Source organism: Methylorubrum podarium, from assembly GCF_022179745.1.
GTDB lineage: Bacteria > Pseudomonadota > Alphaproteobacteria > Rhizobiales > Beijerinckiaceae > Methylobacterium > Methylobacterium podarium.
In genome coordinates this window covers 25818-40662 of sequence record NZ_BPRD01000039.1, presented here as the reverse complement: position 1 = coordinate 40662, position 14845 = coordinate 25818, and the positions used below count along the sequence as shown (strand labels likewise).

Below are 14845 nucleotides of genomic sequence, written 5' to 3'. Positions count from 1 at the left end.
CGAGACGCACGCCGCCGGAGCGGCCCTGCCGCGCCTCGACCACGCCGGCCCGGACCAGCGCCTGGGCGATCTTCTGGAGGTGGTGCACCGAGATGCCGAAGCGCTGGGCGACGGCCGGAGTCGCGACCCAGGCTCCCGGCTCGACCAACGTCAGGTGCATCAGCAGACGAAGACCGTAATCCGTATGAAGCGAGAGATGCAGGAGCACCCTCCCGAGCCGCACCGCGCAACCTTCAGGCGAAGGCTGTTTCTGTACACATCATTTCAAGGTTGGACTGACGTGTACACACCTGGGAGCGACAAAACTTGCATGGATTAACTTCGCGCCCGTCCCGAAACGAAGGCGACCGCGGATCGGGGGATCCGCGGTCGCCTGGGGCCCGCAGCGCGGGCCGGATGAGTCGCGCTCGATCTTAGTTGTAGATCGGGAAGCGATCGGTCAGGGCGTGGACCTTCTCCTTCACCGCCGCCTCGACCGCCGCATCGCCGCCCTCGCCCTTCTCGGCGAGGCCGTCGAGCACCTCGACGATCATCGAGCCGACCTGCTTGAACTCGGCGACGCCGAAGCCGCGGGTCGTGCTGGCCGGGGTGCCGAGACGGATGCCCGAGGTGATCGTCGGCTTCTGCGGGTCGAACGGCACGCCGTTCTTGTTGCAGGTGATGTCGGCCCGCGACAGCGCCGCCTCGGCGGCCTTGCCGGTCAGGCCCTTCTTCTGCAGGTCGACCAGCATCAGGTGGTTGTCGGTGCCGCCCGAGGTGATGTCGTAGCCGCCCGAGATGATGGTGTCGGCGAGCGCCCGGGCGTTGTCGATGACCTGCTTGGCGTAGATCTTGAACTCGGGCTTCAGCGCCTCGCCGAAGGCCACCGCCTTGGCGGCGATGACGTGCATCAGCGGACCGCCCTGGAGGCCGGGGAAGATCGCCGAGTTGAACTTCTTGGCGAGCGCCTCGTCGTTCGTCAGGATCATGCCGCCGCGCGGACCGCGCAGGGTCTTGTGGGTCGTCGTGGTGGCCACGTGGGCGTGCGGGAACGGAGACGGGTGCAGGCCCGCGGCGACGAGGCCGGCGAAGTGGGCCATGTCGACGAAGAAGAAGGCGCCGACCGAATCGGCGATCTCACGGAACTTGGCGAAGTCCCAGTGACGCGGGTAGCCCGAGCCGCCGGCGATGATCACCTTCGGCTTGTGCTCCTGCGCGAGACGCTCGACCTGCTCCATGTCGATGCGCTGGTCCTCGCGGCGCACGGTGTAGGAGACCGGCTTGAACCACTTGCCCGAGACGTTCGGGGGCGCGCCGTGGGTGAGGTGGCCGCCCGCGGCGAGGTCGAGGCCGAGGAAGGTGTCGCCGGGCTGCATCAGGGCCATGAACACGCCCTGGTTCGCCTGGGAGCCGGAATTCGGCTGTACGTTGGCGAAGCCGCAGCCGAACAGCCGCTTGGCGCGGTCGATGGCGAGCTCCTCGGCGATGTCCACGAACTGGCAGCCGCCGTAGTAGCGCCGGCCCGGATAGCCCTCGGCGTACTTGTTCGTCAGCACCGAGCCCTGCGCTTCGAGCACGGCGCGCGAGACGATGTTCTCGGAGGCGATCAGCTCGATCTCGTGCTGCTGCCGGCCGAGCTCCTGCGCGATGGCGCGGGCGATCTCGGGATCCGTCTCGGCAAGATGAGACGAGAAGAAGGTGTCGAGGGTGTTGGTGTCGGACGCAGTTCCGGCGCTCATGAGCGTAGCCTCTTTACGTTGTTTACGGGCAAACCCACCCGTTTCCCGTCGGCGTTCACGGGGGTGTTTTTCAGGCACTATTCGTACACGTCGCGGCACGACAGGCCAAGCACAGGTGATTTTTCGCCTGTCTTCAAAATTTTTGAAGGGAGTAGATCCCCGCTGTGGCACTGCAACGCAGCCGAACGGTCCCGCACACGAAAACACCCGGCAAAGCCGGGTGTCTCGGGGCCGACCAGTCGGGTGCTTCGCCGGCCCTGCCACCCGTCCGGTGACCGTAGCCTTAGCCCTCGTCGCGGCTTGTCGATTTGCGTCGCGTCCTTGCCGAAAGGCGGCAGGCGCCCCGCGGCGATGGGATCAGACGTCAGGCCTGGAGACGGCTCTTCACATCGCCGAGGCTGGCGCGGACGAGATCCTGTGCCGCCGCGCCCTGCAGACGCTCGCGCAGCAGGGTCTCCGACACCTTGACGGCGGCGTCGGCGGCGGCGGCGCGAACCTGAGCGGAGGCCTGGGCCTCGGCCTGGGCGATCTTCGCCTCGGCCGCCTTGGTCCGGCGCGCGACGAAATCGTTGAGGCGGGCATGGCCCTCGGCGGCGATGCGCTCGGCATCCTCGCGGGCGCCGGCGACGATCGCCTCGGCCTCGCGCTCGGCCTCGGCGCGGCGGCGCTTGTAGTCGTCGAGCACGGCTGCGGCCTCTTCGCGCAGGCGACGGGCCTCGTCGAGCTCGTGGCGCACGCGCTTGGCGCGGCTGTCGAGCCCCTTGGTCATCATCGAGAAGCCGCCGACCCGCCAGACGATGACCAGGAACGCCACGAAGGCGACGGCGACCCAGAATTCCGCGGTCAACAACATGTCGGTCTCAAACCCTTGGTCGGCCTTACGCCCGGCGGACCGGAGCGGGGTCGGTTCGGATGGGGAGGGGCCGGCACGGGGCCGGCCCTCGGGTCAGTGGACGGCGGGCGTCGCGTCGAGGGCGCGGTTCAGGCTTGCCTGATCGGGCGCCTGGCCGGTCAGCCGCTCGACGATGGCCGAGGCGGTCTCGCCGGCGATCGTGCGGACGTTGCCCATGGCTTCCGTCGTGCGGGCGCGGAGGGTCGCCTCGGAGGCGGCGAGCCGCTGGTTCAGCTCGGCCTCGAGCGTCTTGCGCTTGGCGTCGGCCTCGGCGGAGAGGCTGTTGCGGGTGTCCTGGGCGATGGCCTGCGCCTTCGCCTGGGCCTCGCGCAGGGACTTTTCGTAGGCGGCGCCGGCGGCGTCGGCCTCGGTCTTCATGCGCTGGGCCTCGTTCAGATCGGACGAGAGCCGGCCGGCGCGTTCGCCGAGGATCGCCTCGATGCGCGGCAGCGCGACCTTGGACATGAGGTAGTAGAGCAGGCCGAAGGCCAGCGCGAGCCAGATCAGCTGCGCGAGGAAGGTGTGGCTCTCGAAGGGCGGGAAGGCACCGCCGTGGCCGCCGGACGGCTGCTCCGTATGGGTATGGGGGCTCCCGGGCGGAACGATCTGCGTGTCCGCGGTCGGAGAGGGGGTCGTGAGGGGATTCTTCTGCTCGGCCATGGCCCTGTCCGGTGACGTCGGAAGGCCGGCTCCGCGGGCGGAGCGGCCGGATCAACGAGCGAGGGCGTGCGAGGCGGGCTTCGCGCCGGCTCGCACGCCCTCGAAAGGCACGTCAGACGGCGAAGAGGAGCAGCAGCGCGACGAGCAGCGAGAAGATGCCGAGCGCCTCGGTGAGCGCGAAGCCCAGGAGGAGGTTGGTGCGCTGGCTGTCGGCGGCCGACGGGTTGCGCAGCGCGCCCGAGTAGAACTGGCCGAACAGGTTGCCGAGGCCGATGCTGGCGCCCGCCATGCCGAGGCAGGCGAGGCCGGCGCCGATGTACTTCGCAGCGACGGGATCCATGAAACACTCCTGAAGTTCGAACGGGGTTCGGTGTGGGCGGAAGGGTCCGGCCGGAAAGGATCAGTGGCCGGGGTGGAGGGCGTCGGCGAGGTAGACCGCCGTCAGCGTCGCGAACACGTAGGCTTGGAGGGCCGCGACGAGGAACTCGAGGGCCGTCAGCGCGATGGTCAGCGCGAGCGGCAGGGGCGAGAGCACGCCCCAGGCGCCGGCGACCAGCAGCTGGACCACGAAGAAGGCGAAGATCTTCAGGGCGATGTGGCCGGCCAGGATGTTGGCGAAGAGACGGACCGAGAGGCTGATCGGCCGCGACAGGAACGACACGATCTCGATCGGCACCATGATGAGAAGCAGCGGCTTCGGCACGCCCGACGGCACGAACACGCCGAGGAAGTGGGTGCCGTGCTTGGCGACGCCGTAGATCACCACGGTCAGGATCACGACCAGCGCGAGGCCGAAGGTGACGATGAGGTGGCTCGTCACCGCGAAGGCGTAGGGGATCATCCCGAGCAGGTTCAGAATGAGCACGAACATGAAGAGGGAGAAAACGAGCGGCAGGAGGCGCTTGCCGTCGGCGCCGGTCGCCTGGTGCACCGTGTCGGCGATGAACTCGTAGAGCGTCTCGGCCAGCGCCTGGAGGCGGCCCGGGACGACGGAGCGCCCGGAGGTCGCCACGATGGTCAGCAACGCGATGATGCCCACCGCGGCGAACATGTAGAGAGCCGATTGCGTGAACGCGAGCTGCTGGTTGCCGATGTGACCCAGCGAGACGAGCGGCTGCAGCTCGAACTGGTGGATCGGGTCGATACTGACCGCCATGTGCCCGCTTCCGCCCCTTTTGTGTGTCGCGCGCGGGAACCCGGCGGCTCCCGTCTGTCGCGCGTCGCCCTTACACGATGCCGGGCGAGTCTCAAGACCCCTGAGGCGGCTTGGAGACCCTTACCGACGATCTTTCTCAGTTTTTCTTCCCGCTGAAGCCGCTGACCCGCATGACGTTGTAGATCCCCGTCACGAAGCCCAGCATCAGCAGCACGATCATGCCCCACGGCTTGGTGCCGAGGAGATGATCGAAGATGTATCCGAGGATTCCTCCGGCGATCACGCCCGCGATGAACTCGGTCGAGAGCCGCATGGCCTGACCGATCGGGGCTCCCCCGCCGGATGTGCCGGTGCGCGCAAGCTTGTCGGGAGCGGCTTTGGGCCGCTTGCCCTCGAGCTGCGTCTCGAGACGCTTGAGCCTCGCGGAGAGATCGCCGTCAGCGGGAGCCTTTTCCGGCCCGCCCCCATTGCCTGCCGGGTCGCCGCTCACAGGCGACCCCACACGTCGTCGGGAGCGGAGGGAAACGAACTGCCCCCTCGGCGCGGCGCACCATAGTTTCGCCAACCTTGAGTGTCAAGGCGACCGGCGCACCAATCAAGTTGTTGATAAAACAACATATTTCTTCGTTTTTCCACGGCTGTCCGGCGCCGGATCAGGCCCCCAGCATCGGCTTGATGATCTTCTCCATCTCCTCGATCGAGAGGGCGCCGGCGTGCTTCTCGCCGTTGATGAAGAAGGTCGGGGTCGATTCGACCTTGAGGGTTTCGAGGCCGCGGGTCTTCACCGCGTTGATGGCGCCATAGGTCTTCTGGTCCTTGAGGCAGGCCTCGAACTTCTCCTTGGAGAAACCGGCCTGGCGCAGGAGCTGCTCCATGGCGTCGACGGGCGATTGCGGCTTGCGCACGAAGGCCCAGCTCTGCTGCTGGTCGAACAGCAGGTCGGTGATCGGATAGTACTTCGCGTCGCCGTCGCAGCGCGCCAGCATGAAGGCGGCGGTGGCGAGCGGGTCGAGGGGGAATTCGCGCAGGGTGAAGCGCACCTTGCCGGTGTCGATGTAGCGCTCCTTCAGCACCGGCCAGGTCGTGGCGTGGAAGTGGGCGCAGTGCGAGCAGGTCATCGAGGCGTACTCGATGATCGTCACCTTTGCGTCCGGCGGTCCGAGCCAGACGTCGCCGAGCGGGCCGGGCTGCATCAGGGCGGCCGTGTCGGCCGATTGCGCCAGCGCCTCGAGGGTCAGGCGGGGCAGCAGGGCGGCGGTGCCGAGGGCAAGGCCGGTCAGTTTCAGGGCGTCGCGCCGGGTGATCATGGCAGGGGCGGGCTCCGTTCGCGGGCCGCGCTCGGCCCGATACCGCGCTATAGGACGGAACGGCTCCGTCCGGCCGAGGGACGCGTCGCCGCACGGCCTGTCCGCAGCCGCTTATCACGCTGCGCCGCCGCCCGCACGTCCCTCCGTTCGGGAGTTGTTCGGGAGTTGCGAAGCGCGCCGCGCTAGCGCCGCGCCACCACGGCGATGCCGAGCCGGTCGAGGGCATCGCGCAGGCGATCCTCCTCGATGCGCGCCACCGCCAGCGCCACCTCGCCGCGCCGGGCGGGATCCAGGACCTTCTGCGGCGCGCGGCGCGAGGCCCGGTGCAGGCGATCCTGGCGCAGGACGATCTTGCCGACACAGGCCCAGCCGTAATGGGCGTTGACGCGCTGGATCACGATCGGCGCGAGGTGCTGGAGTTCGAGGGCGAAGGCGCCCTCCACCCGCACCACGAGGGTGCCGGGCTCCGGCCGCCCCTCCGCGTCGCGGCGGGCGCGGCGCGGCCATTCGAGCTTGACCGGCTGGCAGGCCCCGGCGAGGCGCGCGCCGACGATGTCCGGCCACACGGCGAGGATGTCGGAGGAGGCGAAGCCCTGCGCGGCGAAGGCCGGGCCGATGCAGCCCTCGATCAGTTCGCTGAGCGGTTTGACGCGCGCCATCGGCACTCCGGAACACGAGGGCGGCACGGTGAGCGCGTCCCTCTCGGCAAACTACCCGAATTGCGGCCTGCGGGGGAGTCGGGACCGGGCGTGATCGCGCGACGACACGGCCGCGCGACTTTTTCGCGAAGAGCCCGCAGACGCTTTTTCCGCCCTCGCGCTCCCGCTATGGACGGGCCATGCCCGCCGCCTCGGCCGCCGATCTCCTTGCCTGGTACGACCGCCACCGCCGAGCGCTGCCCTGGCGGGCGCTGCCGGGCGAGACCCCCGACCCCTATCGGGTCTGGCTCTCGGAGGTGATGCTGCAGCAGACCACCGTCGCGGCGGTGAAGCCCTATTTCGAAAAATTCCTGACGCTGTTTCCCAGCGTCGCGGCACTCGCCGCCGCGCCGGAGGAGGCGGTGATGTCGGCCTGGGCCGGGCTCGGCTACTATTCCCGCGCGCGCAACCTGCATGCCTGCGCCCGGGCGGTCGCTGCCGCGGGCGGCTTCCCCGACACCGAGGAGGGCCTGCGCAAGCTGCCCGGCATCGGCGCCTACACGGCCGGTGCCATCGCCGCCATCGCCTTCGACCGGCCGGCCGCGGCCGTCGACGGCAATGTCGAGCGGGTGATGAGCCGCCTCCACGCGATCGAGACGCCGCTGCCTGCGGCCCGCGCGCAGATCCGCCTGTTCACGCAAGCGCTCGTGCCGGAGCGGCGGCCGGGCGATTTCGCGCAGGCGCTGATGGATCTCGGCGCGACCCTGTGTACCCCGAAGCGCCCCGCCTGCGCCCTCTGCCCGTGGATGCGGCCCTGCCGCGCCCGCGCCGAGGGTCTGCAGGAGACCTTTCCGAGGAAGGTGAAGAAGGAGAAGGGCATTTTGCGCAAGGGCGCGGCCTTCGTCGCCCTGCGGGCCGGCGACGAGGCGGTCCTGCTCCGCACGCGGCCGGCGGAGGGCCTGCTCGGCGCCATGGCCGAACCGCCGACGAGCGCGTGGCTGCCCGATTACGATCCGGCCAAGGGCCTGCTCGACGCGCCGCTCGATGCCCGCTGGAAGCGCCTGCCGGGCGTGGTGAAGCACGGCTTCACCCACTTCCCGCTGGAACTCACGGTGTTCCTCGCCCGCGTCGCCGCGGAGACCGAGCCGCCCGAGGGGATGCGCTTCACGCCCCGCGCCGCGCTCGACACCGAGCCGCTGCCCGGCGCCATGAAGAAGGTGCTCGCCCACGCGCTCAGCGGTCCGGTGCCGCTCGCGGCCCCCGTTCCGAGGCTACCCCCCGAACCCGATCTCGCCACGCCGCCCGAGCCCGAGCCGCCACCGCGGCGCGGGCCGATCCCGAAGCCCGCCTCGTCGCGGCCCTCGGATCTGGCGCGGATCGTCAAGAAGGCGCCGAAGCCGGTCCGGACACGGTGAGATGCAGAGATCTGCCCTGCACCCGTGAAAGGACTCGTCCTTTCGAAACCTCGGACGGGCGTTACGCCCCGGCCTGGCCCCGCATCGTGCTGCGGAAATCGTCGATGCAGACGAGGCGTCCCTGGCGTTCCACGTGCCAGAAGGTCCAGCCGTTGCAGGCGGGCAGGCCCTGCACCAGGGCGCCGACCTTGTGGATCGAGCCCATCGCCGGGCCGACGCTGAGCTGGCCGTCCGGCCGCACCGTCGCGCGGAAGCGTCGGCGCTCGTCGGTCAGGGTCTCGCCGGCGCGGACATGCCCGGCCTCGACCACGCTGAGGAAGGGAATCCGCGGCTCGGCCCGCTTCGGGGTGGCCAGCGCCAGCGAGGCCGCGGACAGGGTCTCGATCCCCGCGATCCGGGCCCGTGCGGCCGCGGCGTAGGTCGGGTCGCGCTCGCAGCCGATGAAGCGGCGTCCGAGCCGCTTCGCGACGGCTCCGGTCGTGCCGGTGCCGAAGAACGGGTCGAGCACCACGTCGCCGGGATTGGTCGCCGCCAGCAGCGTGCGGGCGAGCAGGGCCTCCGGCTTCTGGGTCGGGTGGACCTTGCGGCCCGCCTCGTCCTTCAGCCGCTCCTCGCCGGTGCAGAGCGGGATGAACCAGTCGGAGCGCATCTGAAGGTCTTCGTTGCCGGCCTTCAGGGCGTCGTAGTGGAAGGTGTACTTGGCCTGGGCCGAGCGCGAGGCCCAGATCAGGGTCTCGTGCGCGTTGGTGAAGCGCTTGCCGCGGAAGTTCGGCATCGGGTTGGCCTTGCGCCAGACGATGTCGTTCAGGATCCAGTAACCGAGATCCTGCAACGCGCTGCCGACCCGGAAGATGTTGTGGTAGGAACCGATCACCCACAGGGTGGCGTTCGGCTTCATCACGCGGCGCGCGGCCTTCAGCCAGGCGCGGGTGAAGTCGTCGTAGGCTTCGAAGCTGGAGAACTTGTCCCAGTCGTCGTCGACGGCGTCGACCACGCTCTGGTCGGGACGGGTCAGGCCCGCCTCGCCGAGCTGGAGATTGTAGGGCGGGTCGGCGAAGACGCAGTCGACGCTTTCGGCCGGCAGACGGTCCATGGCGGCGATGCAGTCGCCGATCAGGATCTCGTCGAGGGGAAAAGTGTTGGGGAGACGCTGAACGGAGGGTGCAAGACCCATCCGCGGCGCCGACGCGATCCGCCCGGTACGCGAGACCTGATTCCGGGCGGTGACGCCGACGACCGCGGTACGCGGGGAAGCCATGGCAAACACCGGTTACGCGACTGACACCGGGACCATGCGGCGATCACGGTAAAGGTCGGGTTTGCCGACGCCGTAAATCTGCGTCTCGATATGGGGCGGCAATTTTTGCCGCCCTTTTTCATGCGCTGGATGCAACGCTGTGCGACCGCACGGACAACCCCGCGCGAAGCTTTGTCGAGGCTTTTCCCGTCCCGCGCGGCGCGGCGCCGAATGCTTGCGCGGCAAGTGTTGCGACTATCGCGGCATCGCGCCCCGAACACGAGCCAAGTAATCAATTCTTAACGCGACATGAACCCATGGGATCGCGGCCGATAGTCTGATTCTCGTCCGATACCGCGGCGCAAAATCCTCGTCTTATTTTGGCCGAGATCGGGCTCATTTTCCGCGGCGCTCAACGCACATCGCAAACAACAAGGGAATGCGATCCTCGATGAAGGTTTCCAACCGGACCGTTGCCGTCTGCCTCGCCACCGTCGTCGGCGCCCTCGCGACGCTGCCCGCCCAGGCCCAGAGCGGCCAGGCCTCCTGGTACGGAAGCGGCCGGAAGACGGCGAATGGCGAGCGTTTCAACCCCAACGGATACACCGCCGCCCACCGCAGCCTGCCCTTCGGCACCCGCGTTCGCGTCACGAACCGCGCCAACGGCCGCTCCATCGTCGTGCGCATCAACGATCGCGGCCCGTTCGTCGGCGGCCGGGTGATCGATCTGGCCCGCGGCTCGGCCCGCGCCATCGGCATGTCGGGCACCAGCTACGTCTCGCTCAACGTCGTGCGCTGAGGCGCCCGGACGGCGAACCGTCCTCTCTCCGGGACCGGCGCACCGTCGCCGAGCGTTGCCGGGGAACCGACCCGTTCCCATAATTGTCTCACCCGATGCCGTGCGTCCCGGATCGTCCGATCCGGGTCCGCGCCCTGAGGAGAGGAGAGGGGATCGAGATGGCGAAGCCGATGGTGGTCGAGATTCCGCACGAACTCGGCCGCGACGAGGCCCGGCGGCGCATCGACGAGGGCACCGCCCGCGTGCGCGAGGCGCTCGGCAAGAGCGGCATCGCCATCAACACCCTGAACTGGACCGGTGACCGCCTCGACTACTCGGTCACCGCGCTGACCCAGACCGTGGACGGCCAGATCGATGTCGGCCCGGACGTCGTGCGCGTCGAGGTCCGGATGCCGCTGCTGCTCTCGATGTTCGCGCAGAAGATCCAGAAGATCGTCGGCAAGGAAGGCAACAAGCTGCTCCTGCCCAAGAAGTAGCGGGAACCCCTCCGCCCACACCCCGTTGGCCCGGACGACGGCGCGACGGACGGGCCGTCAGCGAGGTGCGTTCGAATGGCCAATCCCGGATCGATCCCGGAAACCCCCACGCCCGGCCCCGAGGTTCCGAGCCCCGGTCCGGAGACGCCCGGCCCCGCTACGCCCGACACGCCGCGGATCCCCGAGCCGGGTCCCGGGCCCGAGATTCCCGGCGGGACGCCCGCGGAAGCGCCGGGAACCATGCCGACCGAGATCCCGGTCGAGAGCCCCGGCCTTCCCGACTCGACCCCGACTGGTCCGGCCAACCCGACGGCCTAGAGCATCGTCCCGAAAGGTGGTTGCCGGCTTTCGGGAAAAGACGATGCAAGATCGGAGACCTCGCGCATCGTCCTGGATTCGAAGGCCAGGACGATGCGCGAGGGCCCACTTCCGGCGAGGCTGCCGGCCTGCGGGCGAAGAGAATGGCGACCTGAGGCGCGCGCTTCGCTCGGGATAGGATCTCCGGGAGCGCGCGGAATCCGCTTCCGTTGTTCCGGGCTGCGGCTGCTGCCATAAGCCCGCCATGGCCGCTCCCCCGCTTCTCACTCTTCAGGACGTCGCACTCACCTTCGGCGGCACGCCGCTGATCGAGCGGGCCGAGCTGACGATCGCGCCGGGCGAGCGCGCCTGCCTGGTCGGCCGCAACGGCTCGGGCAAGTCGACCCTGATGCGCATCGCCGCCGGTCTGGTCGAGCCGGATCGTGCCGTGCGGTTCGTCCAGCCCGGCACCACGATCCGCTACCTCGCGCAGGAGCCGGATTTTTCAGGGTTCGAGACGACCCTCGCCTTCGCCGAGGCCGGCCTCGCACCGGGCGACGACGCGCACCGCGCCCGCTACCTGCTGGAGAGCCTCGGCCTGAGCGGCAGCGAGGATCCGCGGCGATTGTCGGGCGGCGAGGCGCGCCGGACCGCGCTCGCCCAGGCGCTGGCGCCCGAGCCCGACATCCTGCTCCTGGACGAGCCGACCAACCACCTCGACCTGCCGGCCATCGAGTGGCTGGAATCCGAGCTGAAGCGGACCCGCTCGGCCCTCGTCCTGATCAGCCACGACCGCCGCTTCCTCTCCGCCCTGTCGCGGGCGACCGTCTGGCTCGACCGCGGCGTGACCCGGCGGATCGAGCAGGGCTTTTCCAGCTTCGAGGCGTGGCGCGACGCCTTCTTCGAGGAGGAGGAGCGGGACAAGCACAAGCTCGACCGCAAGATCGCCGATGAGGAGCACTGGCTGCGCTACGGCGTCACCGCCCGACGCAAGCGCAATGTGCGCCGCCTCGCCGACCTGCAGAACCTGCGCAAGGAGAGCCGTGAGCATCGCCGCCCGGTGGGGCAGGCGGTTCTGACCGCGAGCGAGGGCGAGGCCTCGGGCACGCTGATCGCGGAGGCGCGTCAGGTCTCGAAATCCTACGGCGAGCGCCGGATCGTCCACGACCTGTCCCTGCGGGTGCTGCGCGGCGACCGACTCGGCATCGTCGGCCCCAACGGGGCGGGCAAGACCACGCTGATCAACCTGCTCACCGGCGCGCTGGCGCCCGATTCGGGCGAGATGCGCCTCGGCACCGGCCTCAACATGGTCCATCTCGATCAGGCCCGCGCCGTGCTGGAGCCGACCGCCACGGTGACCGAGGTTCTGACCGGCGGGCGCGGCGACAGCGTCACGGTGGGCGGGCGCAGCCGTCACGTGATCGGCTACCTCAAGGACTTCCTGTTCGCGCCCGAGCAGGCGCGCACCCCGGTGAGCGTGCTCTCCGGCGGCGAGCGCAACCGGCTGCTGATCGCGAGGGCGCTCGCCCAGCCCTCCAACCTGCTCGTGCTCGACGAGCCCACCAACGACCTCGACCTCGAAACCCTCGACCTGCTGCAGGAGATGCTCGGCGACTATGCCGGCACCCTGATTCTCGTCAGCCACGACCGCGACTTCCTCGACCGGGTCGCCGGCACCGTTCTCGTCAGCGAGGGGGAGGGGCGCTGGGTCGAGTATGCCGGCGGCTACACCGACATGCTCGGCCAGCGCGGGCGCGGCGTCGAGGCGCGCAGCGACGGGCGGGACAAGGCCGTCCGCGAGCGCCCCGAACCGAGGGAGAAGGCGCCGCGGGCGGAGGCGGCGCCGGCGCGGGCGAAGCTCGGCTTCAAGGAGCAGCACGAGCTGAAGACCCTGCCGGGCCGCATGGCCGAGCTGGAGGCGGGAATCGCCAAGCTGCGCGAGGTGCTGTCCGATCCCGGCCTGTACGGCCGCGATCCCGGCCGCTTCCAGAAGGCGACGGCGATGCTCGGTGCCGCCGAATCCGAGCTCGCCGCCGCCGAGGAGCGCTGGCTGACCCTAGAGATGCAGCGCGAGTCGCAGAGCGGCTGAGAGCCCCGGCCCGGTGATCAGTTCCGCCGGGCCGCGCCCGAGATGATCCTTCGCCCTCACCTTGCGACCGGGGAAAACTTTACGGTTGGGCGTGGATTAAGTTGCGATGCTGCAACAGATCGCAGCGAAGCCACTTTGTGACACCTCCAAGACGCCCATCCCTGTTGCCCGTACGGTCACGCTCGACCATGGTGCCGCTGCGGACGGGATAACCCCGCTGCGGTTTGGCCGATGCCCGAGGGGGACTGCCAAGCTCCAAGGGAAACAAGGACTGGCGGGGATGGCCACCCAACGGTGGGCGCCCAGCGTCAACAGAAGTCCGATCCCGTGGGTCTCGAAACTTCTGGAGGGTTTATCATGAAGCTCGTCAAGAGCCTTCTCCTTGGATCGGCAGCGGGGCTGACCATCGTGGGTGGGGCTCAGGCCGCCGACCTGCCGGTGAAGAAGGCCGCTCCGATCGAGTACGTCCGGGTCTGCTCCGCCTACGGCGCCGGCTTCTTCTACATCCCCGGCACCGACACCTGCCTGCGTGTCTCCGGCCGCGCCCGCGCCGAGTACGGCTACATCGGCAGCGATAACCGCCGGGTCACCGGTGGCGGCGATCTCTCCGGCTTCATCGGCCTCGCCCGCTTCAACTTCGACGCCCGCACCCAGACCGGCTACGGCACCCTGCGCGCGTTCCTCCGTCTCGATGCGGCGAGCCGCACGGGTCACACCAAGACCTCCTCCGGCACGAACCTGCGCGGCGGCTACGCCTTCTCCGGCACCGGCCAGGACGCCTTCGGCCGCATCCAGAACTTCATCAACGTCGACAAGGCGTTCATCCAGTTCGCCGGCCTGACCGCCGGTCGCGCCTCCTCGTTCTACGACTTCTACGCCGCCGACTACGAGATCATCGGCTCGTCGCTCGGCTCCAACATGCCGTCGACCAACCTGCTCGCCTACACCCAGAAGTTCGGCGACGGGTTCACCGCGACGATCTCGATGGAAGATCCGAACTACCGCAAGAACCCGATCTTCTCGAACGCCGTCCCGGCGGCGGCGGCGGGCGCGGGCACGGGTGCCCTTTCGCAGGTCCTCACCACCGCTCCGACCCCGATCATCCTCGGCACCGACGCCCTCGGCAACGCCACCGCGGTCGCCTTCATCGACGCCGTTCAGCGCTCGCGCCTGCCCGACTTCGTCGGCTCGCTGCGCTACGACGCTCCGTGGGGTTCGGCTCAGCTCTCCGCCGCCGTGCGCGAGATCAACACCGGCGGCTACATCGCCTCGCTCGGCGTCCCCGGCACCGGCGCCACGCAGCAGGCCAACGCTCAGACCCTTCTCGCGGCTCGCGGCCTCGGCGCCGGCGTACAGACCGAGTACGGCTGGGCGGTTCAGGGCGGCGTGAAGTTCAACCTGCCCTTCATCGCTCCGGGCGACGGCCTCTACCTCCAGGGTTCGTACGGTGAGGGTACGTCCTTCTACACCGGCATCAACCGCTTCACCGCCGGCTACCTCAGCAACGCGTCGGTCTACGCCGGCAACCCGTTCAACCAGTACCTCGCCGACGCGGTGGTGAACCCGCTGACCGGCCGGATCGAGCTGTCCAGCAGCTTCACGGTGGTCGGTTCGTACCTCCACTACTGGTCGCCCGAGTGGCGTTCGGCCTTCTACGCCAGCTACGGTGAGATGTGGTTCCCGGCGGGTGCCCGTCAGGCCACCAGCCAGGCGAACGCTCTGATCAACAGCCCCTCGACCGTCGCGCCGCCGTCCTACATCACGAACGGCCTCGGCTACAGCCTGAGCGCGTCGCTGCGCGACACCTACCAGGTCGTCACCGGCGCGAGCCTGATCTGGTCGCCGGTCAAGGATCTCGATATCGGCGTCGAGGGCCAGTACATCAAGACGGGCGTCAAGAGCGGCCGCGTCTCCGACGGCGACAAGGGCGGCTTCGTGAACAACGTTCCGACCCGCACCGTCAGCAGCGAGGACGTGTTCCAGGCCCGCTTCCGCGTGCAGCGCGACTTCTAAGTCGGACTTGCGGCAGGCCGCGCGCCTGCCGCTCGACAGCATCGGCCCCCTGTCTCAGGGGGCCGAACGGAAAGAACCTCCAGACCCCGGCTTCGCGGCCGGGGTTTTTTCATGGCCTGAGCGCGGCGGCGCGCGGCCTTCAAAGCGC

At 69.3% G+C, this 14845-nt stretch carries 16 protein-coding genes; 6 read left to right on the top strand and 10 right to left on the bottom strand.

Going from position 1 to position 14845, the window contains the following annotated elements; all coding sequences use genetic code 11:
* The 9 genes from MFF42_RS02035 to MFF42_RS01995 all read right to left on the bottom strand — a co-directional run.
* Positions 1–208: RrF2 family transcriptional regulator (locus tag MFF42_RS02035; RefSeq protein WP_306423466.1), on the bottom strand; the 208-nt coding region annotated here is incomplete at its 3' end.
* A 205-nt stretch (positions 209–413) separates the two neighbouring features.
* The gene (glyA, locus tag MFF42_RS02030; RefSeq protein ID WP_238254258.1) at positions 414–1718 is read right to left on the bottom strand and encodes a serine hydroxymethyltransferase; all 1305 of its coding nucleotides are present in this window, start codon (positions 1716–1718) and stop codon (positions 414–416) included.
* Positions 1719–2082: 364 nt separating this feature from the next.
* On the bottom strand, positions 2083–2568 hold the full coding sequence (locus MFF42_RS02025; protein WP_238254270.1) for a F0F1 ATP synthase subunit B family protein: 486 nt from the start codon (positions 2566–2568) through the stop codon (positions 2083–2085).
* A 96-nt stretch (positions 2569–2664) separates the two neighbouring features.
* Positions 2665–3270, bottom strand: coding sequence for a F0F1 ATP synthase subunit B family protein (locus MFF42_RS02020; protein WP_238254257.1), 606 nt, complete (start codon positions 3268–3270; stop codon positions 2665–2667).
* A gap of 112 nt (positions 3271–3382) precedes the next feature.
* Positions 3383–3610 carry a F0F1 ATP synthase subunit C gene (locus MFF42_RS02015; protein WP_012455237.1) on the bottom strand — a complete coding sequence of 76 codons (228 nt, stop codon included), beginning with the start codon at positions 3608–3610 and terminating at the stop codon, positions 3383–3385.
* 60 nt (positions 3611–3670) lie between these two features.
* A complete protein-coding gene (locus tag MFF42_RS02010) occupies positions 3671–4426 on the bottom strand; it encodes a F0F1 ATP synthase subunit A (protein WP_238254256.1) in 756 nt (251 codons plus the stop codon).
* 136 nt (positions 4427–4562) lie between these two features.
* Entirely contained in the window at positions 4563–4916 is a 354-nt protein-coding gene (locus MFF42_RS02005) for an AtpZ/AtpI family protein (RefSeq protein ID WP_238254255.1), read from the bottom strand.
* A 163-nt stretch (positions 4917–5079) separates the two neighbouring features.
* Positions 5080–5733, bottom strand: coding sequence for a DsbA family protein (locus tag MFF42_RS02000; RefSeq protein WP_238254254.1), 654 nt, complete (start codon positions 5731–5733; stop codon positions 5080–5082).
* Between the two features lie 182 nt (positions 5734–5915).
* Positions 5916–6392, bottom strand: coding sequence for a DUF721 domain-containing protein (locus MFF42_RS01995; RefSeq protein ID WP_238254253.1), 477 nt, complete (start codon positions 6390–6392; stop codon positions 5916–5918).
* A 179-nt stretch (positions 6393–6571) separates the two neighbouring features.
* Here MFF42_RS01995 and mutY point away from each other — a divergent pair, with 179 nt between their 5' ends.
* The gene (gene mutY, locus MFF42_RS01990) at positions 6572–7786 is read left to right on the top strand and encodes an A/G-specific adenine glycosylase (protein WP_238254252.1); all 1215 of its coding nucleotides are present in this window, start codon (positions 6572–6574) and stop codon (positions 7784–7786) included.
* A 61-nt stretch (positions 7787–7847) separates the two neighbouring features.
* Here the strand turns inward: mutY and MFF42_RS01985 are convergent, their stop codons facing one another.
* Complete coding sequence (locus tag MFF42_RS01985; protein ID WP_283206845.1) at positions 7848–9044, bottom strand: site-specific DNA-methyltransferase; 1197 nt, start codon at positions 9042–9044, stop codon at positions 7848–7850.
* Positions 9045–9474: 430 nt separating this feature from the next.
* On the opposite strand from MFF42_RS01985, the gene MFF42_RS01980 reads away from it, so the two are divergent.
* From MFF42_RS01980 to MFF42_RS01960, 5 genes are all read left to right on the top strand, one after another.
* Complete coding sequence (locus tag MFF42_RS01980; RefSeq protein ID WP_238254251.1) at positions 9475–9822, top strand: septal ring lytic transglycosylase RlpA family protein; 348 nt, start codon at positions 9475–9477, stop codon at positions 9820–9822.
* Between the two features lie 158 nt (positions 9823–9980).
* Positions 9981–10298 (top strand): polyhydroxyalkanoic acid system family protein, encoded by a 318-nt coding sequence (locus tag MFF42_RS01975; RefSeq protein WP_238254250.1) that lies wholly within the window; start codon positions 9981–9983, stop codon positions 10296–10298.
* A gap of 75 nt (positions 10299–10373) precedes the next feature.
* Positions 10374–10616, top strand: a complete 243-nt coding sequence (locus tag MFF42_RS01970) for a hypothetical protein (RefSeq protein ID WP_238254249.1) — start codon at positions 10374–10376, stop codon at positions 10614–10616.
* Between the two features lie 244 nt (positions 10617–10860).
* Positions 10861–12684, top strand: a complete 1824-nt coding sequence (locus MFF42_RS01965) for an ABC-F family ATP-binding cassette domain-containing protein (RefSeq protein WP_238254248.1) — start codon at positions 10861–10863, stop codon at positions 12682–12684.
* Between the two features lie 357 nt (positions 12685–13041).
* On the top strand, positions 13042–14697 hold the full coding sequence (locus tag MFF42_RS01960; RefSeq protein ID WP_238254247.1) for a porin: 1656 nt from the start codon (positions 13042–13044) through the stop codon (positions 14695–14697).
* The last annotated feature ends 148 nt before the right edge of the window (positions 14698–14845 follow it).

Bases quoted from the DNA above. Each gene is read 5' to 3' on its own strand.
- MFF42_RS01965 (WP_238254248.1), top strand. From the start codon at position 10,861: ATGGCCGCTCCCCCGCTTCTCACTCTTCAGGACGTCGCACTCACCTTC.
- MFF42_RS01985 (WP_283206845.1), bottom strand. From the start codon at position 9,044: ATGGCTTCCCCGCGTACCGCGGTCGTCGGCGTCACCGCCCGGAATCAG.
- MFF42_RS01995 (WP_238254253.1), bottom strand. From the start codon at position 6,392: ATGGCGCGCGTCAAACCGCTCAGCGAACTGATCGAGGGCTGCATCGGC.
- MFF42_RS01970 (WP_238254249.1), top strand. From the start codon at position 10,374: ATGGCCAATCCCGGATCGATCCCGGAAACCCCCACGCCCGGCCCCGAG.
- MFF42_RS01975 (WP_238254250.1), top strand. From the start codon at position 9,981: ATGGCGAAGCCGATGGTGGTCGAGATTCCGCACGAACTCGGCCGCGAC.
- MFF42_RS01980 (WP_238254251.1), top strand. From the start codon at position 9,475: ATGAAGGTTTCCAACCGGACCGTTGCCGTCTGCCTCGCCACCGTCGTC.
- mutY (WP_238254252.1), top strand. From the start codon at position 6,572: ATGCCCGCCGCCTCGGCCGCCGATCTCCTTGCCTGGTACGACCGCCAC.
- MFF42_RS02000 (WP_238254254.1), bottom strand. From the start codon at position 5,733: ATGATCACCCGGCGCGACGCCCTGAAACTGACCGGCCTTGCCCTCGGC.
- MFF42_RS02010 (WP_238254256.1), bottom strand. From the start codon at position 4,426: ATGGCGGTCAGTATCGACCCGATCCACCAGTTCGAGCTGCAGCCGCTC.
- MFF42_RS02015 (WP_012455237.1), bottom strand. From the start codon at position 3,610: ATGGATCCCGTCGCTGCGAAGTACATCGGCGCCGGCCTCGCCTGCCTC.
- MFF42_RS01960 (WP_238254247.1), top strand. From the start codon at position 13,042: ATGAAGCTCGTCAAGAGCCTTCTCCTTGGATCGGCAGCGGGGCTGACC.
- glyA (WP_238254258.1), bottom strand. From the start codon at position 1,718: ATGAGCGCCGGAACTGCGTCCGACACCAACACCCTCGACACCTTCTTC.
- MFF42_RS02020 (WP_238254257.1), bottom strand. From the start codon at position 3,270: ATGGCCGAGCAGAAGAATCCCCTCACGACCCCCTCTCCGACCGCGGAC.